The organism is Catenuloplanes japonicus, assembly GCF_000717135.1.
In the GTDB taxonomy this organism is placed as follows: Bacteria; Actinomycetota; Actinomycetes; order Mycobacteriales; family Micromonosporaceae; genus Catenuloplanes; species Catenuloplanes japonicus.
Genome location: NZ_JNXY01000036.1, coordinates 49,479 through 72,599, shown reverse-complemented (window position 1 = coordinate 72,599; position 23,121 = coordinate 49,479). Strand labels below are relative to the sequence as shown.

Here is a 23,121-nt window from a genome sequence, read left to right as displayed (position 1 = left end):
TTCGCGGCTACTGTCTTTGCCTGTGCTGGAAGAGCTGCGTATCACCGGCCTGGGCGTCATCGAGGACACCACACTGCCGCTGACCGGCGGGATGAATGTGATAACCGGTGAGACCGGCGCCGGGAAGACCATGGTCGTGACCGGCCTCGGCCTGCTGTTCGGCGGGCGGGCCGACGCCGGTCGCGTCCGCGCCGACCCCGGCCGTGCCGTCGTCGAGGGACGACTGCGTCTGAAGGGCGCGATCGCGGACGCGGTGCTCGCCCGGATCACGGACGCGGGCGCCGAGGCCGACGACGACGGCGCGGTGATGCTCTCGCGCACCGTCACCATCGAGGGCCGGTCCCGCGCCCACGTCGGCGGGCGGTCCGCGCCCGTCGCGGTGCTCACCGACGTCGGCGAGCGGGTGCTGGCCGTGCACGGCCAGTCCGACCAGCTGCGGCTGCTGCGTCCGGCGGAGCAGCGCGCCTCGCTCGACCGGTTCGCCGGGGCGGAGCACGAGAAGCTGCTGGAGGCGTTCCGCGAGACGTTCACCAAGTGGCGCAAGACCGCCGATGACCTGGCCGACCGCCGCCGCAACGCGCGCGACCGCAACCAGGAGGCCGACCTGCTCAAGCTCGGGCTCGACGAGATCACCCGTGTCGACCCGCAGGCGGGGGAGGACGAGGAGCTGAAGGCGGAGGCGCAGCGGCTCGAGCACGCGGAGGGGCTGCGGACGGCGGCGGCGCTGGCGTACCAGTCGGTGGCCGGTGGCGCCGAGGCCGGCGACGAGACGCCGGATGCGACCAGCCTGCTCGGCACCGCCCGGCGCACGCTGGAGGGCCAGGCGGGCGTGGACTCCAAGCTCGCCGACCTGGCCGCGCGCATCGAGGAGGCGGCCACGCTGATCGGTGACGTCTCCGCGGAGCTGTCCGCGTACCTGGACGCGCTGGACGCGGACCCGAACCGGTTGACCGCGATCTACGAGCGGCGGGCGCTGCTGCGCGGTCTCACCCGGAAGTACGCGGACGACGTCGACGGCGTGATCGTGTGGGCCGAGACCGCGCGCACCCGGCTCGGCGAGCTGGACACGTCGGACGAGCTGCTGGAGGAGCTGGAGCGCGAGCGCCAGCGACTCGAGGGCGAGGTCGCGGAGCTGGCCGTGCGGCTGACCGCCGCGCGGGTCGAGGCCGCCGGGCGGTTCTCCGAGGAGGTCAGTGTGGAGCTGGCCGGGCTCGCCATGCCGCACTCCCGGGTCGAGGTCGCGGTCCTGCCGCGGACCGTGAGCAAGAGTGAGCCGACCGTCACGATCGACGGTGTCGAGCACGGCGTGACCGCGGACGGCGCGGACGAGGTCGAGATGCGGCTGCTCGCGCATCCGGGTGCGCCCGCGCTGCCGTTGCAGCGCGGTGCGTCCGGCGGTGAGCTGTCGCGCGTGATGCTGGCGATCGAGGTCGTGTTCGCCGGCGTCGGCGGGCCGCCGACGCTGGTGTTCGACGAGGTCGACTCCGGCGTGGGCGGTACGGCCGCGGTCGAGATCGGGCGGCGGCTGGCCCGGCTCGCACGCAGTCACCAGGTGCTGGTGGTGACCCACCTGCCCCAGGTCGCCGCGTTCGCGGACCGGCACCTGGTGGTGCTGAAGGACACCGGCGGCGCGGTGACGACCAGCGGCGTCCGCGTCGTGGAGGACACGGATCGGGCCCGCGAGCTGTCCCGCATGCTGGCCGGCCTGCCGGATTCGGACCTGGGCATCGCGCACGCGGAGGAGTTGCTGGCCGTGGCGGAGCGCGAGAAGCGCCGCTGACGACGGTTGCCGTGCGGGGCCTTGCCGGGCACGGCAGGGCCCCGGTGTGTTCGTGGTGACCAGCGGCGGAACTGGAGCCCGCGGGAGCAAACGGGCCGGACCACGCCGGAAGTGGGAACAAAAAAATCGCAGCGTGACGTGACTGGCGCCACATCGGAGATTGATTTATTCGGGATTGGGCTGGTCAGGCCGGGTTTGTCGGCATGTCGGGGGACCACAAAGTCGAAGGGGCATGTCACGATGATGGCGATGCGTCTACCCACCTTGCGCCGCACCCGGACCGCCGAACCGGGCATCATCGCGGGCACTGCCCGGCTTGACCGCCGGACGAAGCGGCTCACCGGACGCCTGCGCCCGGGGGACATCGCTGTCATCGACCACGTCGATCTGGACCGCGTCGCGGCGGATTCGCTGGTCGCGGTCGGCGTCGCCGCGGTGCTGAACGCGAAGCCGTCCATCTCCGGCCGCTACCCGAACCTGGGGCCCGAGGTGCTGGTCAAGGCCGGCATCCCGCTGCTGGACGATCTGGGCGAGGGGGTGTTCCAGCAGATCCGCGAGGGCGACTCGATCCGGATCGAGGGGAACACCGTGCTGGCCGGCGGCGAGGCGCTGGTGCACGGCGTCCGGCAGGACGCGGAGACCGTCGCGAAGGCGATGGCGGATGCGCGCGAGGGCCTGTCCGTGCAGCTCGAGGCGTTCGCCGCGAACACCATGGACTACCTCAAGCAGGAGCGGGACCTGCTGCTCGACGGCGTCGGCGTGCCGGACATCGAGACGAAGATCAACGGCCGGCACTGCCTGATCGTGGTCCGCGGCTACGACTACAAGGCCGACCTGGACGTGCTGCGGCCCTACATCCGGGAGTACCGCCCGGTGCTGATCGGCGTGGACGGCGGCGCGGACGCGCTGGTCGAGGCCGGCTACACGCCCGACATGATCATCGGGGACATGGACTCGGTGAGCGACGACGTGCTGCGCTGCGGCGCCGAGATCGTCGTGCACGCCTACCCGGACGGCCGCGCGCCCGGACTGCCGCGCGTGCACCAGCTCGGCGTCCCGGCGATCACCTTCCCCGCGGCCGCGACCAGCGAGGACTGCGCGCTGCTGCTGGCCGACGAGAAGGGCGCCTCGCTGATCGTGGCCGTCGGCACCCACTACACGCTGGTCGAGTTCCTGGACAAGGGCCGCGGCGGCATGGCGTCGACGTTCCTGACCCGGCTGCGCGTGGGCGGCAAGCTGGTCGACGCGAAGGGCGTGAGCCGGCTCTACAAGCAGACGATCCCCGGGTCGTCGCTGGTGCTGCTGGCGTTCTCGGCGATCGCGGCCATGACGGCGGCGGTGACGGTCTCCACGGTGGGCAAGGCGTACCTCGGGGTCGCATCGGAGTGGTGGGACAATCTCGTCTTCCAGCTCGGCCAGCTGTTCTAAGCACCCGACCAGAAGGCTCTGAAACGTGATCAATTTCCGCTACCACGTCGTGTCGCTCACCGCGGTCTTCCTCGCGCTGGCGATCGGGCTGGTGGTCGGCACCGCCGCGCTCAACGGGCCAGTCGTCGACGGGCTGGACAGCCAGGTCAAGAACCTCAGCAAGGACAACAGCCAGCTGCGGGAGAGCGTCGGCCAGCTCCAGGACGAGGTCAACTCGCAGGAGGAGTTCGCGACCGCCGCCGCCCCGATGCTGCTGGCCGGCAAGCTGACCGGCCGCCGGGTGGCGCTGGTGGTGCTGCCGACCGCGACCGACTACGCGGAGCAGCTGCGCACCATGCTGGCCACGTCCGGCGCCACGGTGACCGGCCGGGTGGACGTCCGGGAGAGCTTCACCAACCCGGAGAACAGCGTCAACCTGCTGGACCTGGCGCACCGGGCCGCGCAGACCACGCTGCCCGCGTCCGGCCTGCCCAGCAACGCCAACGGCGTGGAGACCTCGGCCGCGCTGCTGGCGTCCGCGCTGCTGGACCGCCCGGCACCGGCCACGGCCACGGACTCGGACCGCAACGCGGTGCTGGCGGCGTACGCGGCCGCGAACTACGTCACGGTCGAGGACGACAAGGTGTCCGGCCCGGCCGAGGCCGTGGTCATCGTCGCCGGCCTGCCGGCCACGGACGCGAAGTCCGAGGGGGCGAACACGTCGGCCGTCACGATGGTCGAGCAGTTCGACGTGGCGGGCCCGCTGGTGGTCGGCGGCAACGGCGTCGGCGACGGCAACGTGGTCGCGGCCGTCCGGGCGGACGCGGCGCTGTCCAAGACGATCGCCACCGTCGACAACGTGAACACGGCGCAGGGCGCGGTCGTCACCTGCCTCGCGCTCATGGAGTCGCTCGCGGAGAACAAGATCGGCCACTACGGCCTGGGTACGGGCGCCACGTCGATGCTCCCGACCCCCGCGCAGTGACGGCGTGATCACGCAATCCCTAGAATCGCGGTCATGGCCCCCACGCGTGTCCCCCAGATCCTGGTCCTCGCCGCGGGCGCGCTCGCCGCGCGCGCCGCGCTGACCGCGGTCCGGCGCAGCCCGGTCAACCCGTCCCTGGAGCGGGCGAACTTCCGCGGTCGCACCGTCACGCTGGCCGGTGGCCCGGCGCTGGCCGCGGCCGCGTCCGTCGCCTCCGCCGCGGGCGCGCCGAGCGGTCCGGCCGCCGCGGCCGCGCTCACGGCCGGGCTCACGGCCGGCGCGGTGGGCCTCTACGACGACGTGGTGGGCAGCCGCCCGGAGCAGAAGGCGGCCAAGGGCTTCGCCGGGCACCTGCGCGCGCTGCGCCGCGGCCAGGTCACCAGCGGCCTGGTCAAGGTCGCGGGGGTGGGCGCGGCCGGGCTGGCCGCGTCCGCGCTGCTGGCGCTGGACCGCCCGCGCCGGAAGACCCGCTGGGGCACGCTCGCGGACGTGGCGCTCGGCGCCGGCGTCATCGCCGGTACGGCGAACCTGGTCAACCTGCTCGACCTGCGCCCCGGCCGGGCCATCAAGGCGAGCACGCTGATCGGCGCGCCGCTGCTGCCCACGCGCGCGGGCGGGCTCGCGGCCGGCGCGGTCGGGGCCGCGGCCGGGCTGCTCCCGCAGGACCTGGACGAGCAGATCATGCTCGGCGACTCCGGGGCGAACGCGCTCGGTGCGCTGCTCGGCGTCGCGATCGCGGCCAAGGCCGGCCCGATCGGCCGCGCCGTGATCTTCGCGGGCCTGGCCGGGCTGACCGCGGCCAGCGAGAAGGTCAGCTTCACCGCCGTGATCCAGCGGACGCCGGGACTGCGCGAGCTCGACGAGCTCGGCCGCCGGCAGAGCTGACGTGTCCGTCGCTGCCAGAACCCGGGGCGTCGCCGGCGCCGCCGCGCTGATCGCCGTGCTCACCGTGCTGAGCCGGCTGGCCGGTTTCGGTCGCACCACCGTGTTCGCCTGGACGGTCGGTGACACGGGGCTCGGTGACGCCTACCTCGCCGCGAACACGCTGCCGAACATCATCTTCGAGCTGGTCGCCGGCGGCGCGCTGGCCAGCCTGGTCGTGCCGCTGCTGGCCAAGGCCGTCGAGGCCGGTGACCGGGAGCGCGTCGGGCGGATCACGTCCGCGCTGCTCGCCTGGGTGCTGGTGCTGCTCGTGCCCGCCGCGGTGGTGGTGGCGCTGGCCGCGGACCCGCTGACCCACCTGATCATGCCGAGCGGTACGCCGGAGAAGCTGGAGACCGGCGCCGGCATGCTGCGCGTGTTCGCACCGCAGCTGCCGCTCTACGGCGTCGGCGTGGTGCTCACCGGCGTGCTGCAGGCGCACCGACGGTTCGCCTGGCCGGTCATCGCGCCGCTGCTGTCCAGCCTGGTGGTGATCGGCGTCTACCTGACGTTCGCGCTCACCGAGGGGCCGGGCACCGGCCTGGCCGAGGTGTCCCGCACCGGCGTGCTGATCCTCTCCGCCGGCACCACGCTCGGCGTCGTGGTGCTCTCCGGCTGCCTGCTGATACCCCTGGCCCGCCTGCGGCTGCCGTTGCGGCCCACGCTGCGCCTGCCGGACGACTCGCGGCGCGCCGTGGTCCGGCTCGGCTGGGCCGGGCTGGTCACGGTCGGCGCGCAGCAGCTCGCGCTGCTGGTGGTGATCGGCGCGGCGGACGGCGGCGCCGAGGGCTCGCTGGTCGTGTTCAACCTGGCGCAGACCGTGTTCCTGCTGCCCTGGGCCGTGCTCGCGGTCCCGCTCGCGACCGCGGCCTACCCCGGGCTCACCACGGCGGACGACGACGGGTACCGGACGCTGCTCGCGCCCACCGCACGGTCGACCGCGCTGGTCAGTCTGCTCGGCACGGCCGGGCTGGTGGCGGTCGCGATCCCGGCCGGCGCGTTCTTCGTCGGCGGCCGGACGCTGACCGCGGGCATCCTCGCGTTCGCGCCCGGACTGATCGGATACGGACTCTTCGCGCTGCTCTCCCGCGCGCTCTACGCCCGCGGGCGTACCGCCGAGGTGGCCCGTGCGACCGCGATCTCCTGGGCCGTGGTCGCGCTGCTCGCGGTCGCGCTCTCCGCCGCCACCGGGCCGGAGCACCGCGTGCTCGTGCTCGGCCTCGCGCACTCCGCCGGGATGCTGCTGCTCGGCGCGCTGCTGCTGGTCGCGGTGGGCCGGTCCGCGCTCGCCGGGCTCGGCCGCACGCTCGGCACCGGGCTGGTCGCGGCCGTCGCCGCGGGGGCCGCCGGATACGCGGTCGGCACGCTCCTCGACCCCACCCCGGCGCGGTACGTCGCGGTGTTGCAAGGCATGCTGTGCGGGTTCGTCGGGTTGGCCGTATTTCTCGGGATCGCGTTCACGCTGGACCGGGACCAGGTCCGGAAACTCGCCCGGCGTGGTGGCACACCGACCGCATCGCCCGAGTCAGGTACCTTGCCGGACGGTGAGAACGACGCGCGGGAACCCGCCGCGCGGGACGGAGGGGACCGAACGTGACCGCAGGCGACTGGACCGGTGGGGTGGCGCTCGTGCTCGCCTCCAGCACCGGCGGCGTCGGACAGCACGTGTCGTCGCTGGTCCGCGGGCTGACCGCGACCGGCAGCGCGGTCACGGTCTGCGGGCCGGACGCCACCGAGCGCCTGTTCCGCTTCTCCGAGCTGGGCGCGCGGTTCGTGCCGGTGGAGATCCCGGCGAACCCGACGCCGTCCGACGCCCGCGCGGTCAGCGCGCTGCGCGCGGCGCTCGCGTCCGGCGGCATCGACGTCGTGCACGCGCACGGCCTGCGCGCCGGGTTCGTCGCCACGCTCGCCCGCCCCCGCCAGCCGCTCGTGGTCACCTGGCACAACGCCATGCTCGCGTCCGGCCTGCGCGGCCGCGTCGCCCAGCTGCTGGAGCGCGCGGTCGCGGCCGCGGCCCGGGTCACGCTCGGCGCCTCCGACGACCTGGTGGACCGCGCCCGCGCGGTCGGCGCGCGCGACGCCCGGCTCGGCCCGGTCGCGGCCCCGCAGCTCGGCCCGGCCAAGCGCACCCGCGCGGCCGTGCGCGCCGAGTTCGGCGTCGGCCCGGACACGCCGGTCGTCCTCTCGGTCGGCCGGCTGCACCCGCAGAAGCGCTACGACGTGCTGGTCGCCGCCGCCGGCCGCTGGCGCGAGCGCCGTCCCACGCCGGTGGTGCTGGTCGCCGGCACCGGCCCCAGCTACCTGCCGCTGGCCGCCAGCATCTCCGCCGCGCACGCGCCGGTCACGCTGCTCGGCCACCGCACCGACGTCGCCGACCTGCTGGCCGGCGCGGACCTCGCGGTCGTCACCAGCGACTGGGAGGCCCGCCAGCTGTTCGCCCAGGAGGCACTGCAGGCCGGGCTGCCGCTGGTCGCGACCGCGGTCGGCGGGCTCCCCGGCCTGGTCGGCGACGCCGCGGTGCTGGTCCCGGCCGGTGACGTGGACGCGGTCGACGCCGCGGTCCGCGGCCTGCTCGACGACCCGGACCGGCGCGCCGAGCTGAGCGCCCGTGCGCTCGCGCACGCGGCCGCCTGGCCCACGGAGGCGGACACGGTCGCGGCCGTCCGCGAGGTCTACGCGGAGCTCGTGCCCTGATGCTGTCTCGCTTCACACCGTGGCTGGTGTCGCTGGCCGTGGTGATCGGCAGCATGGTCGCGCTCAGCGTCCGGCCGGTCGCCGCCGTCGCCGACACCGACGCGGACTACGTGGTCGTGGTCGGCGTGCCCGGCCTGCGCTGGGACGACCTCAGCCCGACGGAGACGCCGTCGCTGTGGGCGCTCGCGGAGCACGGCGCGATCGGCGCGCTCTCCGTGCGGTCGGCCGGCGACCCGACCTGCCCGATCGACGGCTGGCTCACGCTCGGCGCCGGCAACTACGCCAGCTGGGGTGACGAGAACGCGGACGTCACCACCTGCCCGCCGGTCGACGTCACCATCGAGGAGCCGGACGGCATCGGGGCGAACGTGCCGGAGCAGCCGATCGCGGTCGACTACAACGGACGCCAGGCCTGGGGCGCGGTGCCCGGCGCGCTCGCCGAGGCCGTGCGCTGCACCACCGCGGTCGGGCCCGGTGCCGCGATCGCGGCCGCCCGCCCGTTCGGCCGCGTCGACCGCTACTCGCCGGAGCTGCCGCAGCAGGACACCGCGACCGTGCTGTCCGCGTGCGTGCTCAGCATCGTCGACGCGGGCACCGTGGCCGGCACCGGCGACACCCGCGCGGCCGAGGTCGCGGCCGCGGACGACACGCTGGGCCGCGTGCTCGCCGCCCGCCCGCCGAACTCGCTGGTCATGGTGGCCGGCCTGTCCGACACCGGCGCGGACCACCGGCTGCACGTGGCGATCGCGGACGGCCCCGGCTGGGACCGGTCCTGGATCACCTCGGCCAGCACCGCCCGCGACGGCTATGTGGCGCTGGTCGACCTGGCGCCGACCGCGCTGACCGCGCTCGGCCGGGAGCTGCCCGCCGGCCGCTTCGACGGGCACGCCGCCACCAGCGCGGACGGCCGTCCGGCCGCGCTCGTGGACGCGATCGCCCGGCCGGCGGACGCGGACGCGGAGGCGCGCGCGCAGGGGCGTACCTCCGGATGGTTCTTCACGATCCTCGCGGCCGTGCAGATCGCGATGTTCGCCGCGCTGGTGCCGTTGCTGCGCCGCACCTACGCGCACAGCGGACCGCCCGGCCCGCCGCTGCCACCGCGCTGGGCGATGAGCGGCGCCGAGCTGGCGCTGACCGCGGCCGCGCTGGTCACACCGGCCGCGCTGGTCGCGGACCTGGTCCCCTGGTGGCGCGCCGGACGCCCCACGTTCGTGTTCGCCGCGGTCACGATCGCGCTGACGCTGGCCGGCACGCTCGCGGTCCGGCTCGCCCGCCCCTACAAGGTCACGCTGTGGCCGCTCGGCGCCGTCGCCGCGACCGCCGCCGTGGTCGTCGTCGCGGACGTGCTCTCCGGCTCGACGCTGCAGCTCAACGGCGTGGCCGGCTACTCCACGCTGGCCGGCGGCCGCTACGCGGGCATCGGCACGGTCGGGCTCGGCGTGCTCACCGCCGGCGTGCTGCTCGGCGCGGCCGCGCTCGGCCAGCACATGCGCCGGTCCCGCCGCCCGCTGGTCATGGTCGCGCTCGGCGGCACCGCCGTGATGGTGGTCGGCAGCCCGTTCCTCGGCGCGCACGCGGTCGGCGCGGTCTCGCTCACGGCCGGCGTCTGCGTGGCCGCCGCGCTCTCCACCGGCGGCTGGCTCAGCGTCAGCCGTATCGCGCTGACCTCCGCCGCCGGTCTCGTGGTCACGCTCGGCTTCGCGCTGCTCGACGTGCGCCGCCCCGAGTCCGAGCGCGGCAGCCTCGGCCGGATCCTGGCCTCGCTGGTCGACGGCACCAGCGGCATCGCGGTCCAGCGTGCCACCGCGTCGAACGTGGTCTCGCTGGTCAGCCCGCTCACCGCGCTCACGATCGCGGTCGCGGCGCTGGTCTGGTTCGTGCTGCTGCGGCCGTGGGGCGGCCTCAAACGCCTCTTCGGTCTCAAGCCGGCCGTGCGGGCTGCGCTGGCCGGCACCGCGGTCTCGTCGCTCACCGCGGGCGTGCTGGGTGGCTCCGCGCTGCACGTCGCCGGCGCCGCGGCCTCGGTCGCCGCGCCCCTGGCCGCGCTGACCGCGCTCCGCGTCCTCGACCACGCCGCGGACCGCACCCGCCCGCCGGTCCTCCCCCTGATCGATCCGGAACCAGATCAAGATCCACAACCAAGGACCGCCGCCGGTACGACCCCGGCCGTTCCAGCGGTCACTCCGAGGGAGACGCCTGGGGTGTCGGCTGCGGCTGCTGATCATTCCGGCGGCCCCGCTGGGACGGCTTCGGTCGTGCCTGTGGTCACTTCGGGGGAGATGCCTGGGGTGTCGGCTGCGGCTGCTGATCATTCCGGCGGCCCCGCTGGGACGGCTTCGGTCGTGCCTGTGGTCACTTCGGGGGAGACGCCTGGGGTGTCGGCCGCGGCCACTGATCATTCCGGCGGCCCCGCTGGGACGGCTTCGGTCGTGCCTGTGGTCACTCCGGGGGAGATTCCTGGGGCGTCGGCGACGGCCGCTGATCATCCCGGCAGCCCTGCCGAGACGGCGCCGGCCGGGGCCGCGGGGGATGGCGACTCTGCGGCCGAGGACTCGGCGGCGGGCCCCGCGATGGGTGCCTCCGCGATCGAAGCGCTCGTGACCAGGGATGCCGCGGCAGTGGAGAGCGGTGGTGCGGACGATTCCCGCGATGTGGTGATCGAGAGCACCGGCGCCGTGGTCGACCGTCCGGAGCCGGACAACGAGATCACCCGTCCGGAGCCGGACGCCGAGGACACCACGGCCCGCTGAGCCGCGTCTCACAGCCCGCCGCGGCGAAGATCATTCCCGGACGCCGGGACGCGTGTTACCCCGGGAGGGTGAAAGCCCGGGATCCCCGCGCCCGCGCCCGATCGGGGCGGGGGCGCGCACGGCGTACCCACGGATGGTGTTGATCTTTTTGGGTCTCGCAGGTGGCGGCGGCCGGAGCTGGGGATCGACGCGAGACGATCATGGGGGAGCGGTCGGGGCGCTGCGCGTGGCACCGCGGCCGGATGGTGTTACCGTGGAATCCCGTGGATCGCGTGATCACGACAGCCGCGTTAACTTCCGCTGACTTTTCGGTCAGCCGGGCGGGTTTCGGGCCTGTGGGCGTCGCGCCGGTTCTCATTGGCAGCCACACGACCACGGGAGCAGGCCTTGGCCCCATCGACGCAGACCAGGCACATCTTTGTCACCGGGGGTGTCGCCTCTTCACTCGGTAAGGGGCTCACCGCTTCCAGCCTGGGCAACCTACTGACCGCGCGCGGGCTGCGGGTCGTGATGCAGAAGCTGGACCCCTACCTCAACGTTGACCCCGGCACGATGAATCCGTTCCAGCACGGCGAGGTCTTCGTGACCGAGGACGGCGCGGAGACGGACCTCGACATCGGCCACTACGAGCGGTTCCTCGACCGCCCGCTGTCCGCGAAGGCGAACGTCACCACCGGCCAGGTCTACTCCGCCGTGATCGCCAAGGAGCGGCGCGGCGAGTACCTCGGCGACACCGTGCAGGTCATCCCGCACGTGACGAACGAGATCAAGGAACGCATCTTCGCGATGGCCGACCCGGACGAGGACGGCCGGGTCCCGGACGTCGTCATCACCGAGGTCGGCGGCACGGTCGGCGACATGGAGTCGCTGCCGTTCCTGGAGGCGATCCGGCAGGTCCGCCACGAGGTGGGCCGCGACCGGTGCTTCTACCTGCACGTCTCGCTGGTGCCCTACCTGGCGCCGTCCGGCGAGCTGAAGACGAAGCCGACCCAGCACTCGGTGGCCGCGCTGCGCAACATCGGCATCCAGCCGGACGCGCTGGTCTGCCGGTCGGACCGGGAGATCCCGGAGAAGCTCAAGGTCAAGCTGTCGCTCTACTGCGACGTGGACCGCGAGGCCGTGGTGGCCTGCCCGGACGCGCCCAGCATCTACGACATCCCGCGCGTGCTGCACGCGGAGGGCCTGGACGCCTATGTCGTCCGCCGCCTCGGCCTGAGCTTCCGGGACGTGGAGTGGAGCGCCTGGGACGACCTGCTCAAGCGCGTGCACCACCCGTCCGAGGAGATCACCATCGCGGTGGTCGGCAAGTACGTCGACCTGCCGGACGCGTACCTGTCCGTGACCGAGGCGATCCGCGCGGCCGCGTTCGGCCACTACGCGAAGGCGCACATCCGCTGGGTGCCGAGCGACGACTGCGAGACCCCGGCCGGCGCGGCCGCCGCGCTCGCGGGCGTGGACGGCATCGTGATCCCGGGCGGCTTCGGCGTGCGCGGCATCGAGGGCAAGATCGGGACGGCGACCTTCGCCCGGGAGAACAAGATCCCGGTGCTGGGCCTCTGCCTCGGCCTGCAGTGCATGACGATCGAGGTGGCGCGCAACCTGGCCGGCCTCGACGGGGCGAACTCGGCCGAGTTCGAGGACGTGGTCAAGCACCCGGTCATCTCCACGATGGCGGACCAGCAGGACATCGTCTCCGGCAAGGGCGACCTGGGCGGCACGATGCGGCTGGGCGCGTACCCGGCGGCACTGACCCCGGGCTCGCTCGTGGAGGAGGCGTACGGCGCGCCGGAGATCTCCGAGCGCCACCGCCACCGCTACGAGGTCAACAACGACTACCGGGACCGGCTGACCACGGCCGGCCTGCGGTTCTCCGGCACGTCGCCGGACGGCCGCCTGGTCGAGTTCATCGAGCTGGACCGTGAGCTGCACCCGTTCTTCGTCGCCACCCAGGCGCACCCGGAGCTGAAGAGCCGCCCGACCCGCCCGCACCCGCTGTTCGCGGCGTTCGTCGGTGCGGCCGTGCGGTTCCACAAGGCGGACGAGCTGCCGCTGGAGATCCCGGCACCGTCGGAGCCGTCGTCGGAGGAAGAGCCCGACCAGGGTCCGTCGCGCGGCAAGCGCCGGGTCGGGGCCTCGAAGTGACCGGCTTCACCTACGAGGTGCTCGACCGCACCGAGCGGTTCAGCGGACGCGTGTTCACCGTCGTCACCGACCGGGTCGCCATGCCCGGCGGCGGCACGGCGGACCGCGACTACCTGCGGCACCTGGGCGCGGTCGGCGTGGTCGCGCTCGACGACGACGAGCGGGTGGCGCTGATCGGTCAGTACCGGCACGCGGTCGGCGCGCGGCTCTGGGAGCTGCCGGCCGGGCTGCGTGACGTCGAGGGTGAGGACCTCGCCGTCGGCGCGCTGCGCGAGCTGGACGAGGAGGCGGACCTGCGGGCCGGCCGGGTGGACGTGCTGCTCGACCTGCACACGTCGCCGGGCTGCACGAACGAGCAGATCCGCATCTTCCTGGCCCGCGACCTGTCGCCGGTCCCGGACGCGGAGCGGCACGCGCGCACGGACGAGGAGGCGGACATCGAGCTGCGCTGGGTGCCATTGGACGAGGCCGTCGCCATGGTCTTCGCCGGCGAGATCACGAACGCGTCCGCGGTCGGTGGCCTGCTGGCCGCCGCACGGGCCCGTGACCTCGGCTGGGCGCCGCTGCGACCGTCGGATGCGCCGATACCTGCCTGAAATAAACTGTGCTGGCGGCCGACGTTTCCTTGGAAACGTCGGCCGTAGCGCGTTATGACTTAATGATCTAAAGTGCGCTCAGCGAGACCGGAGATCCGCTCGTAAACTGCGGCTAAACGCGTGAAAGGGTCATCGACGTGAAGGTCGGCATTCCCCGCGAGGTCAAGAACAACGAGTTCCGGGTCGCGATCACGCCGGCCGGCGTGCACGAGTTCACCCGCCACGGCCACGAGGTCTTCGTCGAGGCCGGCGCCGGCCTCGGCTCCTCCATCACGGACGAGGAATACCGCGACGCCGGCGCCACCATACTGAAGTCCGCGGACGACGTCTGGGGCATCGCCGAGCTGGTGCTCAAGGTCAAGGAGCCGATCGCGGAGGAGCACCACCGCATGCGCGAGGGGCAGGTGCTGTTCACCTACCTGCACCTGGCCGCGTCCAAGGAGTGCACGGACGCGCTGATCGAGCGCAAGGTCACCGGCATCGCGTACGAGACCGTGGAGACCCCGGACCGTCAGCTGCCGCTGCTCGCGCCCATGTCCGAGGTGGCCGGCCGGCTCGCCCCGCAGGTCGGCGCGTACCACCTGATGCGCAACGGCGGCGGCCGCGGCGTGCTGATGGGCGGCGTCTCCGGCGTCTACGCGGCCAAGACCGTGGTGATCGGCGCCGGCGTCTCCGGCATGAACGCGGCCACCATCGCGCTCGGCCTCCAGTCCGAGGTGCTGATCCTGGACATGAACATCAACCGGCTCCGCGCGGCCGACGCGATCTACCGCGGCCACCTGCAGACCGTGACGTCGAACGCGTTCGAGGTGGAGCGCGCCGTGCTCGACGCGGACCTGGTCATCGGCGCGGTGCTGGTGCCGGGCGCGAAGGCCCCGACGCTGATCTCCAACGAGCTGGTCTCCCGGATGAAGCCGGGCAGCGTGCTGGTCGACATCGCGATCGACCAGGGCGGCTGCTTCGAGGACTCGCGGCCGACCACGCACGCGGACCCGGTCTACCAGGTCCACGAGTCGATCTTCTACTGCGTGGCGAACATGCCGGGCGCGGTGCCGCACACCAGCACGTACGCGTTGACGAACGTGACGCTGCCGTACGCCGTGGCGCTGGCCGACCTCGGCTGGCGGGACGCGCTGCGGGCGGACGCGTCGCTGGCCAAGGGGCTGAACACGCACGCGGGCGCGGTCACCTACGGCCCGGTCGCGGAGGCGCACGGCATGGTCGCGACGCCGCTTTCCGAGGTCCTCGCGTAAATTTCTGTCGGACCCGTCCTCTATGGTCTGCGCTGTGTTGCAGACGGAGCGGGCCGTGCGGGGCTACCTCGACCATCTGACGGTCGAGCGTGCCCTGTCCGTGAACACGCTGGTGTCGTACCGGCGTGATCTCGACCGTTACCTGGAGTTCCTGGCCGGCGCCGAGATCCACAGTCTCGGCGCGGTCACCGCCACCGACCTGACCACGCTGCTGAGCGGCCTGCGCACCGGCGACGACGCGCACCCGCCGCTGTCCGCGTCCTCGGCCGCGCGCACCATGTCCGCGGTGCGCGGCCTGCACCGGTTCGCCGTGCGCGAGGGCCTCGCGGCCGACGACCCGTCCCGCGAGGTCAAGCCGCCGGTCCCGCCGCGGCGCCTGCCCAAGGCGCTGGAGGTCGACGAGGTCGAGCGGCTGCTCGCGATCCCGGCCGCGGACTCGCCGCGTGGCCTGCGCGACCGGGCGCTGCTGGAGTTCCTCTACGGCACCGGCGCGCGCATCTCCGAGGCGGTCGGCGCGGCCGTCGACGACCTGGACATGGAGGACGCGACCGCGCTGCTGCGCGGTAAAGGGGGAAAGAGCCGGATCGTCCCGATAGGGGGTTACGCGCGCGAGGCGCTGGCCACCTACCTGACCGAGGGCCGCCCGACGCTGGTGCGCGCGGGCCGCGGCACCCCGGCCGTGTTCTGCAACGTGCGTGGCGGCCCGCTGTCCCGGCAGAGCGCGTGGACGATCCTGCACCGCGCCGCCGCGGACGCCGGGTTGCCCGTCGAGGGCCCGCGCGCGGTGTCCCCGCACACGTTGCGGCACTCCTACGCCACGCACCTGCTCGACGGCGGGGCGGATGTGCGGGTGGTGCAGGAGCTGCTCGGGCACGCGTCCGTGACCACCACGCAGATCTACACGCTGGTCACGGTGGAGCGGCTGAGGGAGGTCTACGCCACAGCCCATCCGCGCGCGCTCGGGTAGAACCGCACCGTATACACCCCTGCCGCGCGCGACACGCCGGGAAGGGTGGGCACCGTGTGGGCGCGTCGTGTCGTAGAGTCGGGAATCGGCGTGGATCTCATAGACGGCGCCGGTCGGCTGAGACGCTGACGGGCAACCGTGTAGCGTCGGGCAGTCGTGGGAGGGGGGCGCAGAGGACATGGCGGGCAACGGTGACCGTGCCGAGGCGTGGACCTCGGTTCTCCGCGAGCAGCAGGGTTCTCTGGACATCGGCGCCGACCTCGGCCCGTCCGACCCGACTGCGTACACGATGCGTAAGCCGATCCCCGACCCGATGCCGACCGACCGTCACGGTCCCGCGCGCATCCTCGCGCTGGCGAACCAGAAGGGTGGCGTGGGCAAGACCACGACCACCATCAACCTGGGCGCCGCGCTCGCCGAGTACGGCCGCAAGGTCCTGGTCGTGGACTTCGACCCGCAGGGCGCGCTCTCCGTCGGCCTCGGCGTCAACCCGCACAACCTCGACCTGTCCGTCTACAACCTGCTCATGCAGGACGACGTGACCGCCGAGGACGTCGTGATCAAGACCGACGTCGCGGGCCTGCACCTGCTGCCGGCCAACATCGACCTCTCCGCGGCCGAGATCCAGCTGGTCAACGAGGTCGCGCGGGAGATGGCGCTGGCCCGGGTGCTGCGGTCGGTCCGCAAGGAGTACGACTTCATCCTGATCGACTGCCAGCCCTCGCTCGGCCTGCTCGCGATAAACGCCCTCACCGTCGCGCACGGTGTCCTGATCCCGCTGGAGTGCGAGTTCTTCAGCCTCCGAGGCGTGGCGCTGCTGCTCGACACGATCGACAAGGTCCGCGAGCGGCTCAACTTCGACCTCGAGCTGGAAGGCATCCTCGCCACCATGTACGACTCCCGCACCACGCACTGCCGCCAGGTGCTGCAGCGCGTCGTGGAGGCGTTCGGCGACAAGGTGTACCAGACCGTGATCACCAAGACCGTGAAGTTCCCGGAGTCGACCGTGGCCGGCGCGCCGATCACCTCGCTCGACCCGGCGTCCTCCGGCGCGCGTAACTACCGTCAACTGGCGCGCGAGGTCATCGCCGCCCAGGCCGAACGCGGGTAACACGTGCTCTGGTCACTCGGCGCTCCGATCTCCTTCGCCGGGTTCGTTCTCTCGTTCTTCCTGGCCCTCGTGGTCCGGACGATCGCGGTCCGGGCCACCCAGCGCGCGCTCGGCGTGCACTTCCGGCCGCCGGCGGTCGGTTTCAATCCTCGCCACGACATCGACGTGTTCGGCGTGGTCGCGATGCTGATCGGCGCGATGGGCTGGGGCAAGGGCCTGGACGTCGACGAGCTGCCACCCCGGTTCGGGCGCGGCCGGCGCGTCGCGGTCTACGCGGCCGGGCCACTGTCCGTGCTGCTGCTGTCCCAGCTGGTGCTGCTGGTGTTCGCGCTCGGCTTCCCGGGCGACCGGCAGTACCTGCTCGGCGCGAGCCCGGCCAGCGTGGTCTCCGGCCTGTTCATCAGCGCGCAGGGCGGCAACCCGGTCGCGGAGTTCATCGCCGCGGTCGGCGTCGGGCTGTTCGCGTTCGCGCTGTTCGACCTGATCCCGCTGCCGCCGCTGGACGGCTGGGGCATCCTCTGGTGCAGCCTGCGCAACCCGAGCTCGGCCGCGCAGACCGCGCGGCTGTGGCTGGTCGAGAAGAACCTCGGCGTGGTGATCCTCTTCGTGATCCAGCTGTTCCCGTACGGCGGCGGCATGGCCTGGGTGCTGCTCCACGTGATCGGTTCCCCGCTGCTGAGGCCCTGGGCCTGGTGAGCGTCGATCACGTCACCGGACCGGGTTCTGCCGAGGCGGATGGTGACACGGTCGGCTACGGTCAGCCGATGACGGACGCGCCGGTGCAAGATCTTCACACCGAAGAAGCCGAGGGTACGTCCACCAGCGGCTTCCGCGTCCGGCTGCACAACTTTGAGGGACCGTTCGATCTGCTGCTGCAGCTGATCGGCAAGCACAAGCTGGACGTCACCGAGATCGCGCTGCACACCGTGACGGACGAGTTCATCTCGTACATCCGGGCGATGGGCGACGACTGGGACCTGGACGAGACCAGCGAGTTCCTGATCATCGCGGCCACGCTGCTCGACCTGAAGGCGGCCCGGCTGCTGCCCGCCGCCGAGGTGGAGAACGAGGAGGATCTCGCGCTGCTCGAGGCGCGTGACCTGCTCTTCGCCCGGCTGCTGCAGTACAAGGCGTACAAGGAGGCGTCCGCGGTCATCGCGGACCTGGAGCGGGACGGCGCACGCCGCTACCCGCGCGCGGTCAGCCTGGAGCAGCGGTACGCGGAGGCGCTGCCCGACCTGATCTTCGGCTTCGGCCCGGACCGCATCCTGAAGATAGCGATCAAGGCGTTCACCCCGAAGATCCCGCCGACCGTGGCCGTGCACCACATCCACCAGGTGCGGGTCAACGTGCGCGAGCACGCGGACATCGTGGTCGCCATGCTGCGCCGCGCCGGGATCGCCACGTTCGACGTGCTCTGCCTGGACTGCGACAACACGCTCGAGATGGTGGCCCGCTTCCTGGCGCTGCTGGAGCTGTACCGCGAGGGGCTGGTCGAGTTCGCCCAGCCGGAGTCGCTGGGCGAGCTGACCGTGCGCTGGACCGGCGGCGACGAGGACGTGGACCTCGAGGTCGACGACTACGAGGGTTCGAAGGAGGTCGACACGGCGAAGGAGGACGTCGTGGCGGCTCAAGGCGATGAGCAGGGGACGGAGGAGGACCGGGCGTGACCACGGACGACAATCGCGAGTCGCTGGCGGACGCGGCGGCCGCCTGGGTCCCGCCCTGGGACCGCCCGAAGCCGCCCGCGCCCGAGCCCGGCGTGGTCCCCGAGCCCGGCGCGGCGTCCGAGCAGGTCGCTGACCAGGCCGGACCCGACTTCGATGACACGCCAGAGGCCGGGCTGCGCACGGACTCGGCGCCCGTCGCACGGCCGGAGCAGGCCGCCGCGGAGATGGTGGCCGAGGTCGCCCCGGAGATCGCCGGCCCGGAGCCGGTTGTCGGCAACCCGACTTCAACGACCGCCGAGGGTACGGACGAGAGCGCCCCGGAGCCCGCGGCCGACGACCCCGCCCCGTCGGTCACGGAGCACGAGGCGGTCAGTGCCCCGGCCGTACCCTCGCAAAAGGGTCCTCATCATGCGGACGCGACGCAAGCGGCCGGCGGGGCGGCACCCAAGGCGGAGGCCGCGCCGAGGCGTCGCCGGGCGAAGCCCGCGCCGAAGGAGCCGGAGCCGGACCCGGTCTCGCTGATCGACGACGCCGAGCTGCGCGGCGCGCTGGAGGCGATTCTGCTGGTCGTGGACGAGCCGGTCGCCGAGGTGATGCTGTCGCAGGTGCTGGAGCAGCCGACCGAGCGCGTCACCCAGATGCTGTACCTGCTGTCCGGCGAGTACACCGATCGTGGCCACGGATTCGACCTGCGGCGGGTGGCCGGCGGGTGGCGGTTGTATACCCGTCCGGAGTACGCCGCGTACGTGGAGCGGTTCGTCCTGGACGGCCAGACCGCGCGTCTGACGCAGGCCGCGCTGGAGACGCTGGCCGTGGTCGCCTACAAGCAGCCGTGCTCGCGTTCGCAGGTGTCCGCCATCCGCGGTGTGAACTGTGACGGCGTGATGCGTACGCTTGTCACCCGGGGGCTCGTGGAGGAGTGCGGCGCGGATACGTCCGGCGCGTACCTCTACAAGACCACCACCCTGTTCCTTGAGAAACTCGGCATCGACTCGGTCGCGCAGCTTCCCCCGCTCGCGCCGTTCCTGCCGGACAATGTGGAAGAGATCGTCATAGATGCCTGAGAACGACGGTGCCGAGCGGCTGCAGAAGGTCATGGCCGCGGCCGGTGTCGGGTCGCGCCGCGCCTGCGAGACGCTGATCATCCGCGGCAAGGTCACGGTGGACGGGCGCCTGGCCCAGCTCGGCGACCGCGCGAACCCGGCCACCTCCGTGATCATGGTTAACGGTGAGCGGATCGTCAGCGACACCACCATGGTGTACCTGGCGATGAACAAGCCGCGTGACGTGATCTCCACCATGGCGGACGAGAAGGGTCGCACCGCGATCTCCGACTTCCTCGGCCGGGTCGAGCAGCGCGTCTACCACGTGGGCCGCCTCGACCAGGACTCCGAGGGCCTGCTGCTGCTCACCAACGACGGCACGCTGGCGCACAAGCTCACCCACCCGTCGTACGGCGTGCAGAAGACCTACCTGTGCGAGGTGGCCGGGCCGCTGCCGCGCGCGGTCGGCCGGCGGCTGCTCTCCGGCGTCGAGCTGGAGGACGGCCCGGTCACGGTAGACGCGTTCAAGCTGGTCGACACGCTCGGCAAGACCGCGCAGATCGAGATCACGCTGCACGAGGGTCGCAAGCACATCGTCCGCCGTCTGATGGACGAGGTCGGTCACCCGGTGTCCCGGCTGATCCGCACCTCGATCGGGCCGATCAAGCTCGGCGACCTGCGCTCCGGGCGCACCCGGCGGCTGAACGCGGGGGAGATCGCGGCGCTGTTCGCGGCCGTGGAGGACTGACGCCGCTCCCGAGGGTGGGGTGTGCCGGGTCACCGGGCATCATTGAACAGTTGTCCTGGGTATGGCGAGTGGAGGAACGGTGGAAGAAAACGGGCGATGTGTGGTGGCCGTCGACGGGCCGTCCGGGTCCGGGAAGTCCACCGTGTCGCGGCGGCTGGCGACGGCTCTCGACGCGCGCTACCTGGACACCGGCGCGATGTACCGCGCGGTGACCTGGGCCGTGCTGCGCTCCGGCGTGGCGCTGTCCGACTCCGACGCGGTGGCGCTCGTCGCCGCCGGTCTGAAGCTGGAGATCGGTACCGACCCTTCCGCCCCCTTTGTGCAGGTGGACGGCGAGGCGGTCGACGGCCCGATCCGGGGCGCCGAGGTGACGGCCGCGGTCTCCGCGGTCGCGTCCGTCGCGGCCGTGCGCCGGCAGCTGGTCGCGCAGCAGCGCGCGATCATCGAGGCCGCGGGCCGGATCGTGGTCGAGGGACGTGACATCGGCACGGTCGTGGCGCCGGACGCGTCGCTGAAGGTCTACCTGACCGCGTCCGCGGAGGCGCGCGCGCAGCGCCGCAGCCTGGAGAACGCGGCTGACGTCGCCGCCACCCAGGCCGACCTGGCCCGGCGGGACCGGATCGACTCCAGCCGCACGGTGGACCCGCTGACCCAGGCGGAGGGCGCGGTCGTGCTGGACACCACCGCGATGGGGATCGACGAGGTCGTGGCGCGACTCCGCGAGCTACTTGATGCGCGGGTGACCGCATGACGACGACTGTCGAGGTTTCTGAAATGTCGGAGATAGCTGAAGAGCCGACGGTCCGCAAGGCCGTCATCAACCCGGTCGTGGCCGTGGTCGGCCGGCCGAACGTGGGCAAGTCGACGCTGGTCAACCGGATCATCGGCCGCCGCCAGGCGGTCGTGCAGGACGTGCCGGGCGTGACCCGCGACCGGGTGCCGTACGACGCGGAGTGGCTCGGCCGCCAGTTCACGATCGTGGACACCGGCGGCTGGGAGCCGGACGCGCGCGACCGGGCCGCCGCGATCGCCGCCCAGGCCGAGGCCGCGGTCTACGCCGCGGACGTGGTGCTCTTCGTGGTCGACGCGCGCGTCGGCGGCACGAACGAGGACGAGGCCGCGGTCCGGATGCTGCGCCGCAGCAGCAAGCCGGTCATCCTGGTGGCCAACAAGGTCGACAACCAGAACCTGGAGCTGGAGGCGCTCAGCCTCTGGTCGCTGGGTCTGGGCCAGCCGTTCCCGGTCTCCGCGCTGCACGGCCGCGGCTCCGGCGAGCTGCTGGACGCGCTGCTCGACGCGATGCCCGAGGCGCCGCGCCTGGTCGAGGGCGGCCCGCGCGGCCCGCGCCGCGTCGCGCTCGTCGGCCGGCCGAACGTGGGCAAGTCCAGCCTGCTCAATCGCCTGGCCAAGGAGGAGCGCGCGGTCGTCGACTCGGTCGCGGGCACCACGGTCGACCCGGTCGACAGCCTGGTCCAGCTCGGCGGCGACACGTGGCAGTTCGTCGACACGGCCGGCCTGCGCAAGCGCGTCGGCCAGGCCAGCGGCACGGAGTACTACGCGTCGCTGCGCACCAACGCGGCGATCGAGGCCGCCGAGGTCGCGGTCGTGCTGCTGGACGCGGCCGAGGTGATCAGCGAGCAGGACCAGCGGATCCTGAGCATGGTCGTGGAGTCCGGCCGCGCGCTGGTGATCGCGTTCAACAAGTGGGACCTGGTGGACGACGACCGCCGGAACTACCTGGAGAAGGAGATCGACCGCGAGCTGCGCCGCATCCCCTGGGCCGTGCGGGTGAACATCTCCGCGAAGTCCGGCCGTGCGGTCGACAAGCTGGCGCCGGCCATCCGCAAGGCGCTGGTCAGCTGGGAGACCCGGGTGGCCACCGGTCACCTGAACCAGTGGCTGACCGCGCTGACCCAGGCCACACCGCACCCGGTCCGTGGTGGCCGCGCGCCGCGCATCCTGTTCGCCACCCAGCCGGGCATCTCGCCGCCGCGGTTCGTGCTGTTCACGACCGGCCCGCTGGACGCGGGCTACCAGCGGTTCGTGGAGCGCAAGCTGCGTGAGGAGTTCGGCTTCGAGGGCTCGCCGATCGAGATCGCGGTCAAGCCCCGCAAGCAGCTCGGTCCCGGCGGGCGGGGCAAGGCGCACGGCTGACGTTTCCGTTCATGAGATCGGCGGGCTCCGGCCCGCCTTTTTCAGGCCCTCGGGTGTCAACTCAGGTTGACGCGCCGGTGTGTGTCAACTACGGTTGACAGCATGAGTGAGGGTACGGATCTCGCCACCGCGGCGGCCGGGCCCGACGTGAAGGTCGGGCTGCGGGCCACGGTGGCGCTGCGGAAACTGGCCGAGCGCCTGGAGGCGCTGCAGGTCGCGAACGCACGACAGCAGGGATGGTCCTGGCAGGAGATCGCCGACGCACTGGAGGTCACCCGCCAGGCCGTGCACAAGAAGCACGCCGGACGCACGAGGGGGCAAGGGGATGTTTGAGCGATTCACCGCCGAGGCACGAGCCGTCGTCATCGGTGCACAGGCCGAGGCCCGGACGCTGGGGCACACGAAGATCGGCACCGAGCACGTGCTGCTCGCGCTGCTCGGCCCGGACGTGGGCGAGGCGGCCTACGTGCTGCGCGGCGCCGGGCTGACCGTGGAGGACGCACGGGCCCGCGTCACGGCGCTGACCAAGGGGTCCGCGCTCGGGCCGGACGACGCGGAGGCGCTGCGCGCGATCGGCATCGACCTGGACGCGGTGCTGGCCCGCGTGGAGCAGAACTTCGGCGTCCAGGCCGCCGACCTGGAGGCGGCCCGGCAGCCGGAGCCGCGCAAGTGGTGGCAGCTGCCCAAGGGCGGGCACATCCCGTTCAGCCCGCGCGCGAAGAAGGTGCTGGAGCTGTCGCTGCGGGAGGCGGTGGCACTGCGCTCGCGCGAGCTGCGGCCGGAGCACATCCTGCTCGGCCTGCTGCGCGAGGGGGAGGGGCTGGCCGCGCGCGTGATGGTGGACGCGGGCCTGAACCTGAAGGTGGTCCGCGAGGACGTGCTGGCCGCGCTCGCCTGAAC

At 72.8% G+C, this 23,121-nt stretch carries 19 protein-coding genes and 1 pseudogene; all 20 read left to right on the top strand.

What is annotated here, in order from left to right; translation table 11 throughout:
• Positions 1-22: 22 nt before the first annotated feature.
• The gene (recN, locus tag OP04_RS40335) at positions 23-1,780 is read left to right on the top strand and encodes a DNA repair protein RecN (protein WP_033345269.1); all 1,758 of its coding nucleotides are present in this window, start codon (positions 23-25) and stop codon (positions 1,778-1,780) included.
• Positions 1,781-2,029: 249 nt separating this feature from the next.
• Complete coding sequence (gene steA / locus OP04_RS40330) at positions 2,030-3,208, top strand: putative cytokinetic ring protein SteA (RefSeq protein ID WP_033345295.1); 1,179 nt, start codon at positions 2,030-2,032, stop codon at positions 3,206-3,208.
• 25 nt (positions 3,209-3,233) lie between these two features.
• Positions 3,234-4,172, top strand: a complete 939-nt coding sequence (locus OP04_RS40325; RefSeq protein ID WP_033345268.1) for a copper transporter — start codon at positions 3,234-3,236, stop codon at positions 4,170-4,172.
• A 33-nt stretch (positions 4,173-4,205) separates the two neighbouring features.
• The gene (locus tag OP04_RS40320; RefSeq protein ID WP_033345267.1) at positions 4,206-5,057 is read left to right on the top strand and encodes a hypothetical protein; all 852 of its coding nucleotides are present in this window, start codon (positions 4,206-4,208) and stop codon (positions 5,055-5,057) included.
• A gap of 1 nt (position 5,058) precedes the next feature.
• Positions 5,059-6,690 carry a murein biosynthesis integral membrane protein MurJ gene (gene murJ / locus OP04_RS40315; RefSeq protein WP_063746844.1) on the top strand — a complete coding sequence of 544 codons (1,632 nt, stop codon included), beginning with the start codon at positions 5,059-5,061 and terminating at the stop codon, positions 6,688-6,690.
• Positions 6,687-7,787 (top strand): glycosyltransferase family 4 protein, encoded by a 1,101-nt coding sequence (locus OP04_RS40310; protein ID WP_033345266.1) that lies wholly within the window; start codon positions 6,687-6,689, stop codon positions 7,785-7,787. The genes murJ and OP04_RS40310 overlap by 4 nt, the downstream gene beginning before the upstream one ends.
• Positions 7,787-10,114 (top strand): annotated as a pseudogene (locus OP04_RS40305) (hypothetical protein); the annotation flags it as partial. The gene OP04_RS40310 and the pseudogene OP04_RS40305, both read left to right, overlap by 1 nt.
• An 810-nt stretch (positions 10,115-10,924) precedes the next feature.
• On the top strand, positions 10,925-12,679 hold the full coding sequence (locus OP04_RS40300) for a CTP synthase (protein ID WP_051799822.1): 1,755 nt from the start codon (positions 10,925-10,927) through the stop codon (positions 12,677-12,679).
• Positions 12,676-13,275 carry an NUDIX domain-containing protein gene (locus OP04_RS40295; RefSeq protein WP_033345265.1) on the top strand — a complete coding sequence of 200 codons (600 nt, stop codon included), beginning with the start codon at positions 12,676-12,678 and terminating at the stop codon, positions 13,273-13,275. The genes OP04_RS40300 and OP04_RS40295 overlap by 4 nt, the downstream gene beginning before the upstream one ends.
• A gap of 137 nt (positions 13,276-13,412) precedes the next feature.
• Positions 13,413-14,528 carry an alanine dehydrogenase gene (ald, locus tag OP04_RS40290; RefSeq protein ID WP_033345264.1) on the top strand — a complete coding sequence of 372 codons (1,116 nt, stop codon included), beginning with the start codon at positions 13,413-13,415 and terminating at the stop codon, positions 14,526-14,528.
• A 34-nt stretch (positions 14,529-14,562) separates the two neighbouring features.
• A complete protein-coding gene (locus OP04_RS40285) occupies positions 14,563-15,495 on the top strand; it encodes a site-specific tyrosine recombinase XerD (RefSeq protein WP_232323918.1) in 933 nt (310 codons plus the stop codon).
• A gap of 178 nt (positions 15,496-15,673) precedes the next feature.
• On the top strand, positions 15,674-16,606 hold the full coding sequence (locus tag OP04_RS40280) for a ParA family protein (RefSeq protein ID WP_033345262.1): 933 nt from the start codon (positions 15,674-15,676) through the stop codon (positions 16,604-16,606).
• 3 nt (positions 16,607-16,609) lie between these two features.
• On the top strand, positions 16,610-17,302 hold the full coding sequence (locus OP04_RS40275) for a M50 family metallopeptidase (protein ID WP_033345261.1): 693 nt from the start codon (positions 16,610-16,612) through the stop codon (positions 17,300-17,302).
• Between the two features lie 68 nt (positions 17,303-17,370).
• Positions 17,371-18,276: a segregation and condensation protein A gene (locus OP04_RS40270; RefSeq protein WP_051799826.1), complete on the top strand. Its 906-nt coding sequence runs from the start codon at positions 17,371-17,373 to the stop codon at positions 18,274-18,276.
• Complete coding sequence (gene scpB, locus OP04_RS40265) at positions 18,273-19,340, top strand: SMC-Scp complex subunit ScpB (protein ID WP_033345260.1); 1,068 nt, start codon at positions 18,273-18,275, stop codon at positions 19,338-19,340. Before OP04_RS40270 ends, scpB begins: the two co-directional genes overlap by 4 nt.
• The gene (locus OP04_RS40260; RefSeq protein WP_033345259.1) at positions 19,333-20,067 is read left to right on the top strand and encodes a pseudouridine synthase; all 735 of its coding nucleotides are present in this window, start codon (positions 19,333-19,335) and stop codon (positions 20,065-20,067) included. The genes scpB and OP04_RS40260 overlap by 8 nt, the downstream gene beginning before the upstream one ends.
• A 79-nt stretch (positions 20,068-20,146) precedes the next feature.
• Positions 20,147-20,818: a (d)CMP kinase gene (gene cmk / locus OP04_RS40255; protein ID WP_033345258.1), complete on the top strand. Its 672-nt coding sequence runs from the start codon at positions 20,147-20,149 to the stop codon at positions 20,816-20,818.
• A 23-nt stretch (positions 20,819-20,841) separates the two neighbouring features.
• A complete protein-coding gene (gene der, locus OP04_RS40250) occupies positions 20,842-22,221 on the top strand; it encodes a ribosome biogenesis GTPase Der (protein ID WP_051799821.1) in 1,380 nt (459 codons plus the stop codon).
• Positions 22,222-22,323: 102 nt separating this feature from the next.
• Positions 22,324-22,554, top strand: a complete 231-nt coding sequence (locus tag OP04_RS40245; protein WP_033345256.1) for an HTH domain-containing protein — start codon at positions 22,324-22,326, stop codon at positions 22,552-22,554.
• Complete coding sequence (locus tag OP04_RS40240) at positions 22,547-23,119, top strand: Clp protease N-terminal domain-containing protein (protein WP_033345255.1); 573 nt, start codon at positions 22,547-22,549, stop codon at positions 23,117-23,119. Before OP04_RS40245 ends, OP04_RS40240 begins: the two co-directional genes overlap by 8 nt.
• Positions 23,120-23,121: the final 2 nt, after the last annotated feature.